This is a genomic window from Aeromonas sp. s7(2024) (assembly GCF_040907825.1).
Lineage (GTDB): Bacteria > Pseudomonadota > Gammaproteobacteria > Enterobacterales > Aeromonadaceae > Aeromonas > Aeromonas veronii.
Genome location: NZ_JBFOCM010000037.1, coordinates 264,655 through 271,572 on the forward strand (window position 1 = coordinate 264,655; position 6,918 = coordinate 271,572).

Annotated in this window: 5 protein-coding genes; 3 read left to right on the forward strand and 2 right to left on the reverse strand. The window is 59.6% G+C overall.

Going from position 1 to position 6,918, the window contains the following annotated elements; translation table 11 throughout:
* Nucleotides 1–9: 9 nt before the first annotated feature.
* The 3 genes from treC (at nt 10) to AB5Y73_RS17905 (ending at nt 2,583) form a co-directional block, all read left to right on the forward strand.
* The gene (gene treC / locus AB5Y73_RS17895; RefSeq protein WP_107684284.1) at nt 10–1,671 is read left to right on the forward strand and encodes an alpha,alpha-phosphotrehalase; all 1,662 of its coding nucleotides are present in this window, start codon (nt 10–12) and stop codon (nt 1,669–1,671) included.
* 3 nt (nt 1,672–1,674) lie between these two features.
* Nucleotides 1,675–2,274, forward strand: coding sequence for a sugar O-acetyltransferase (locus tag AB5Y73_RS17900; RefSeq protein ID WP_107684283.1), 600 nt, complete (start codon nt 1,675–1,677; stop codon nt 2,272–2,274).
* Between the two features lie 120 nt (nt 2,275–2,394).
* Nucleotides 2,395–2,583 (forward strand): hypothetical protein, encoded by a 189-nt coding sequence (locus AB5Y73_RS17905; protein WP_005336040.1) that lies wholly within the window; start codon nt 2,395–2,397, stop codon nt 2,581–2,583.
* 72 nt (nt 2,584–2,655) lie between these two features.
* Here the strand turns inward: AB5Y73_RS17905 and rluA are convergent, their stop codons facing one another.
* The gene (gene rluA, locus AB5Y73_RS17910; RefSeq protein WP_042058808.1) at nt 2,656–3,312 is read right to left on the reverse strand and encodes a bifunctional tRNA pseudouridine(32) synthase/23S rRNA pseudouridine(746) synthase RluA; all 657 of its coding nucleotides are present in this window, start codon (nt 3,310–3,312) and stop codon (nt 2,656–2,658) included.
* A gap of 115 nt (nt 3,313–3,427) precedes the next feature.
* Nucleotides 3,428–6,295, reverse strand: coding sequence for an RNA polymerase-associated protein RapA (rapA, locus tag AB5Y73_RS17915; protein WP_107684282.1), 2,868 nt, complete (start codon nt 6,293–6,295; stop codon nt 3,428–3,430).
* Nucleotides 6,296–6,918 lie beyond the last annotated feature (623 nt).

A 6,918-nucleotide genomic window follows, 5' to 3' on the forward strand; every position in this document is an offset into this window, starting at 1 on the left:
GAAAGACCCATGAGCCAAATACCCTGGTGGCAGAGTGCCGTGATTTACCAGATTTACCCCAAGAGCTTTCAGGATTCCGCTGCCCGTGGCACCGGCGACCTCAAGGGGATCATGGCCCGCCTCGACTATCTCAAGACCTTGGGCGTCGATGCCCTCTGGCTGACCCCGGTTTATGTTTCTCCGCAGGTGGACAACGGCTACGACATCGCCGACTACTACGCCATCGATCCCGCCTACGGCACCATGGATGATTTCGAGGCGCTGCTGGCCGCCGCCCACGTGCGCGACATCCGCATCGTGATGGATATCGTGGTCAACCACACTTCCACCGAGCACGCCTGGTTCAAGTCGGCGCTGGGGGACAAGAACAGCCCCTACCGCGACTACTATATCTGGCGCGATCCGGTGAATGGCGGCGTGCCGAACAACTGGCAATCCAAGTTTGGCGGCAGCGCCTGGGAACTGGAGCAGGCCACCGGTCAGTACTACCTGCACCTGTTTGCCCGCGAGCAGGCGGATCTCAACTGGGAAAATCCGGCGGTGCGCGCCGAGGTGAAAAACATCATCCACTTCTGGGCCAAGAAGGGGGTGGATGGTTTCCGTCTCGACGTCATCAACCTTATCTCCAAGGATCAGGCGTTCCCGAACGACGAGATTGGCGATGGCCGCCGCTTCTATACCGACGGGCCGCGCATCCACGAATTTTTGCAGGACGTGAGCCGCGACGTGTTTGCTCCTGTCGGCGCCATGACGGTGGGGGAGATGTCCTCCACCAGTCTGGAACACTGCCAGCGTTACGGCGCGCTGGACGGCTCAGAGCTCTCCATGGTGTTCAACTTCCACCACCTCAAGGTGGATTACCCCAACGGCGACAAGTGGACCAAGGCGCCGTTCGATTTCCTCGAACTCAAGCGCATCTTCAACCACTGGCAGAGCGGCATGCATGGCAAGGGGTGGTCGGCGCTATTCTGGTGCAATCACGACCAACCGCGCATCGTTTCCCGTTTCGGTGACGAGGGCGAGCATAGGGTGGTGGCCGCCAAGATGCTGGCCAGTACGCTGCACGGCCTACAAGGCACCCCCTACATCTATCAGGGGGAGGAGATCGGCATGACCAACCCCGGCTATCAGCACATCGATGACTATCAGGATGTGGAGAGCCGCAACATCTTCGCCATCAAGCAGGCGGAAGGGATGAGCGAGGCCGAGATCCTCGCCATTCTCGGCGCCAAGTCCCGCGACAACTCGCGCACCCCGATGCAGTGGAGCGCTGCGGCCAATGCCGGTTTCACCAGCGGGATGCCCTGGCTCAAGCCTGCCGCCAACTATCCCGAGATCAATGCCGAGGCTGCGCTGGCCGACCAGAACTCGGTGTTCTGGCACTATCGGGATCTTATCGCCCTTCGCAAGGCGCACCCCATCTTCACTCAGGGGGATTATCAGGAGCTGCTGACCGGGCACCCGCAGATCTGGGCCTATGCCCGCCGCGCCAACGGTCAGACCCTGCTGGTGGTGAGCAACTTCTACGGCGAGCCGGTGGAGTTTGCCTTGCCTGCCGAGCTGCAAAGCGGGCAAGGTCGGCTGCTGCTCGGCAACTACCCCGATAGCCCGGCCCAACCGCAATCGGGTATGCTGCGCCCTTATGAATCCCTGATCTGGTTGATGGAGTAGGTAATGGAGAAGGTGGTGCGCGGTACCGAGTGGCAGAAGATGGTGGTGGGGGAGCCTTATGATGCGGCTGACCCTGAGCTGAAAGCGGCGCGCGAGCGCTGCCGCAGGCTCTACCACACCTTCAACACCTGCTGGCAGGAGAAACTGGCGCGGGATGCTTTGCTGCACGAGCTGCTCGGTGGCCGCGGCCAGGAGTGTGCCATCAATCCGCCGTTCTTCTGCGACTATGGCGCCAATATCTTCGTCGGCGAGAACTTCTACGCCAACGTCAATTGCACCATCCTCGACGTCTGTGAGGTGCATATCGGCGACAACGTGCTGCTGGCGCCCGGGGTGCAGATCTACACCGCCGCTCATCCGGTGGCGGTGGCGCCACGTATCAAGGGTGTCGAGTTCGGCAAGCCGGTACGGATCGGTCACAACGTCTGGATCGGCGGCAGCGTCGTCATCTGTCCCGGTGTCACTATCGGTGACAACAGCGTTATAGGCGCAGGCTCGGTGGTGACCAAAGATGTGCCCGCCAACGTGGTGGCGGCTGGCAACCCTTGCAAGGTGCTTCGGCCGATGACGGCACAGGAGCTTGAAGGCGTCATCCAGCGGTGAACAGGGACCATGAATGCTATTGCTATCTGATTGATAGAAAAGCGACTTTCAGATTGTTTTGCATTCAGTGCTTATGTTCGGGGCTGCTTGGTCGATACTGTTGAGTGCAGGAGGAACCCTATGGATATATCAAGTTCTGCAAATGCGTCGTTTGGTTCTGCTCTGATGACGGCCAGTCTGGCCAAGAAGCAGCAGACCCAAGAGGGCGAAGCTGCGCTGAAGCTGCTGCAAAACGCAGCGCAATCAGCGCCGGTTGCACCGACATCGGCCAGCGCTTCTCTGGGAAGCAAGATCGATATTCGCGTCTGACCCTAATGAAAAAGCCCCCATCTTGCGATGGGGGCTTTTTTATCTCTGCGATTTGGCGCGAGCCTCTTCCGCTCAGAGCGGGAAGGGGGCTGGTGCCTCGAAGGTCATCCGCTCGCCGCTGCGGGGGTGGCTGATGGTCAGACTGGCCGCATGCAGGTAGAGATGGGGCGCAGCCGCCAGCGCATCCGGATGGGCGTAGAGGTTATCGCCGAGGATGGGGTGCCCCAGCTCCAGCATATGGACGCGCAGCTGGTGCGAGCGACCTGTGATGGGGGTCAGCTTGATCAGGCTGTTGCCGTTCTCCACCTTCAGCTTTTCCCACAGGGTCAAGGCGTGGCGCCCCTCCTCGTGGTCCACCTTCTGTTTCGGGCGGTTGGGCCAGTCGACGCAGAGCGGCAGGTCAACCTGACCCGACTCTGCCTCCGGCTCACCCCACACCCAGGCGAGGTAGTGCTTCTCGGTCTCCCGCTCGCGAAATTGCCGACTCAGCTCCCGATGAGAGTTGGGATTGAGGGGAATGACAATGACGCCAGTGGTGGACATGTCGAGGCGATGAGCTGCCGCCGCCTTGGGGTGTTGCTGTTTCACCCGATGCAGGACGCTGTCTTCATTCTCGGGGCCGCGCCCGGGGACGCTTAGCAGGCCAGTGGGCTTGTTGACCACCATGATGTCCTTGTCCTTGAACAGGATATCGAGCCAGGGTTCCAGAGGCGGTGAGTATTCAAACATAAATGTCTCGCATCAGAAGGTGGGGGCAAGTCCCCATCAGTTATGGGTAACCACGACAAAGCGGCCTTGGGTATCCAGTTTGAGCTGGGTCTGGCCGCTGTCGGTCGGTACCTTGTCAGTTATGGGTGACCACGATAAAGCGGATGGCATCCAGCTTGAGTTGGGTCTGATCGATCAGGTGGTGCAATTCTGCCTGCAGATTGCGCAGATAATCCAGCTCGCTGTCGCGCACGTTCGGGTTGACTGCCTTGAGCGCTTCCAGACGATCCAGATCCTGCTGCAGTGTCTGCGCCATCTGGGCACGGGCCTTGTCGACAATCCCGGCTTTCAGCTCTTCGGCAATGGCCTGGCCCTTGCCAATCAGGCCGTGGATCACCGGTTGGGACGCTGTGACCAGCTTGCTGCCGAGGTGGCGGTTGACCGGAGTCAGCTGACGGTTGAAGGCATCGAACGCCACTTTCTCACCCAGATTCTGGCCGTTCTTGTCCATCAGCAGACGGATCGGCGTCGGCGGCATGAAGCGGTAGAGCTGGGGATGGGCCGCAGATTCGGCAACGAAGATCAGCTCAAGCAGGATGGAGCCGATGGGCAGCGCCTTGTTCTTGAGCAGTGCTACCGAGGTGGCACCGATCTCGGAGCCCAGGATCAGGTCGATACCGCCGCGCATCATGGGGTGATCCCAGGAGAGCAGCGCCATGTCATCCCGCGACAGGGCGGTATTGCGATCGAAGGTGATGGTCATGCCGTCTTGCGGCAGGCCCGGGAAGCTGGAGACCAGCATGTGATCCCCGGGGGTCAGCACCAGCGCGTTCTCGCCACGGTCATCCTGATTGACGCCGATCTCGTCGAACATCTTGAGGGCGAAAGAGATCATGCCGGTGTCGTCATCTTCGGCGGCCAGCTTGTCGACCAGCTGCTGGGCGGCTGCGCCACCGCTGGAGTGGATCTCCAGCAGGCGATCGCGGCCCTGCTCCAGCCGTGCCTTGAGCGGCTCGTGCAGTTCGCGGGTCTTGACCAGCAGGGCCTCGAGGGCCGCCTGATCGCCGGTGTTGGCGGCCAGCAGCTCGAACAGCTCTTCACGTACCGCTTCGAATACCGGGCGGGCAGTCGGGCAGGTCTGCTCGAACGCGTCCAGACCATCGTGATACCAGAGCTGCAGGGCGCGCTGGGCAGTCCCTTCCAGATAGGGAACGTGGATCTCGACGGTGTTCTGCTGACCGATACGATCCAGTCGGCCGATCCGCTGTTCCAGCAGATCCGGGTTGAGAGGTAGATCGAACAGCACCAGATGGCTGGCAAACTGGAAGTTGCGACCTTCTGAGCCGATCTCGGAGCAGAGCAGCACCTGGGCGCCACCCTCTTGCTGAGCGAAATAGGCGGAGGCCTTGTCCCGCTCGAGGATCGACATCCCTTCGTGGAACACGGCACCACGGATCCCTTCACGGGTGCGCAGCGCCTCTTCCAGTGCGATGGCGGTCGCTGCTTCAGAGCAGATCACCAGCACCTTCTGCTGACGGGCAGAGAGCAGCAGCTCCAGCAACCATTCGACGCGCGGGTCGAACTGGGTCCAGGTGGCGTTGTCACCTTCGAACTGCTGGAAGATCTTCTCGGGATAGAGGTAGCGCAGGGCGCGGGTCTGCAGATCGCCACCGTTGCCACCCATCATGCCCATCACCTTGATGGCAGTCTTGTACTGCTCCGGCAGCGGCATGGGGTAGACGTTGAGGTGACGCTCGGGGAAGCCCTGAATATTGGCGCGGCTGTTGCGGAACAGCACCCGGCCGGTGCCATGCTGGTCCAGCAGCTTGGCGACCGCCTGCTGGCGGGCGGCGGCATCGCTCAAGTCCAACCCTTCCAGCTGGCTGGCGAGGATCTGTCTGGCTTCATCGCTCAGGGTCTCGCCATCCAGCAGCTCTTGCGCTGCGCTGGCGACCTGACCATAGGCCTGCTCCTCGGCGAGGAAGGCCTCGTAGTCGTAGAAACGCTCGGGATCGAGCAGGCGCAGACGGGCAAAGTGGCTCTGGTGGCCCAGCTGATCCGGGGTCGCAGTCAGCAGCAGCACGCCCGGCACCTGTTCGGCCAGCGCTTCCACCATCTCATAGGCACGGCTCGGCGCCTCTTCACTCCACTCCAGATGGTGGGCTTCGTCGACAACCAGCAGATCCCACTCGGCTTCCAGCACCTGCTCGAAGCGACGACGCTTCTTGCGCAGGAAGTCGAGGCTGCAGATCACCAGCTGTTCGGTCTCGAAGGGGTTCTCCGCATCGGCGAACGCCTCGATGCAGCGCTCCTCGTCAAACAGGGAGAAGTGCAGGTTGAAGCGGCGCAACATCTCGACCAGCCATTGGTGCTGCAAGGTTTCGGGCAGCAGAATAAGCACCCGATGGGCGCGACCGGAGAGCAGTTGCTGATGAATAATCATGCCCGCTTCGATGGTCTTGCCCAGACCCACTTCATCGGCCAGCAGTACGCGTGGGGCGTAGCGGTGACCCACTTCATGAGCGATATAGAGCTGGTGCGGGATCAGGCTGACCCGGCCACCGGCCAGACCGCGGGTCGGGTTGCGACGACGCTGGTGCTGGTTGACCAGCGCCTCGTAGCGCAGGGTGAAGCGGGACATCCGATCGATCTGACCGGCGAACAGGCGATCCTGCGGCTTGTTGAACTTGATAAAGTTGTTGAGAAACACTTCTTTGAGGGCAACGGGCTCATCATTGTCGGTGCGCACACCTACATATATAAGCAGGCCGTCTTTCTCCTGCACTTCTTCGACCGTCATGGTCCAGTCTTCGTGACTGGTGATCTGATCGCCCACATTGAAGCTGACCCGGGTGACCGGCGCCTCTTCTTTGGCATACATGCGGTTTTCACCGGTAGCCGGAAACAACAGGGTAACCATGCGTCCTTCAACAGCAACGACAGTCCCCAACCCCAGATCCGTCTCTGTATCACTAATCCAACGCTGGCCAAGTGCAAAAGGCATTAAACTCTCCAAAGCCCAAGAGTGTGTGAATCGCAAAGGGGCGCTATGTTACCCGAAGGCGTGACCTCGATCACCATGCATATAGATGTAGAGAGACCAAATCGCCACAACCTTGATCTGCTACCATCGCCACGCCATCTAGAGGATAGCGAGCTTGCCAAACGGGTGTGTTATTGCAGGATAAATGCGCTTTTGGGGTAATTAGTGAACGGTTGAACCAAAAATGCGAATTTTATTCGAAAAGCCCCTTGCAAGCGTGATCCAGATCCCTATAATGCGCCTCCATCGACAGGGCAAGCGGCAACGCAAACAACCTCGTCGGTAACCTCGAAAAGTCTTTGAAAATAAGGCTTGACTCGAGAAGGCGGTTGAGTAGAATTCCACTCCCGCAGCAACACACTGTTGCGTCGCTCTTTAACAATTTGAATCAAGCAATCTGTGTGGGCACTCACAGCATCGAGCATCAAAAACAATTTTTGATTTTCAATGTCTGGTGAAGTGACCAAGACGATTTCTTAGCAATAAGAGGTCGAACAGTTTATTTCAGCAATTCATTGAGCCGCTTTTCGAAGCAACCAAACTTAAATTGAAGAGTTTGATCATGGCTCAGATTGAACGCTGGC

What these genes read in the sequence shown, in the direction of transcription:
- treC (WP_107684284.1), top strand. Translation starts at nt 10, where the DNA reads ATGAGCCAAATACCCTGGTGGCAGAGTGCCGTGATTTACCAGATTTAC.
- AB5Y73_RS17900 (WP_107684283.1), top strand. Translation starts at nt 1,675, where the DNA reads ATGGAGAAGGTGGTGCGCGGTACCGAGTGGCAGAAGATGGTGGTGGGG.
- AB5Y73_RS17905 (WP_005336040.1), top strand. Translation starts at nt 2,395, where the DNA reads ATGGATATATCAAGTTCTGCAAATGCGTCGTTTGGTTCTGCTCTGATG.
- rluA (WP_042058808.1), bottom strand. Translation starts at nt 3,312, where the DNA reads ATGTTTGAATACTCACCGCCTCTGGAACCCTGGCTCGATATCCTGTTC.
- rapA (WP_107684282.1), bottom strand. Translation starts at nt 6,295, where the DNA reads ATGCCTTTTGCACTTGGCCAGCGTTGGATTAGTGATACAGAGACGGAT.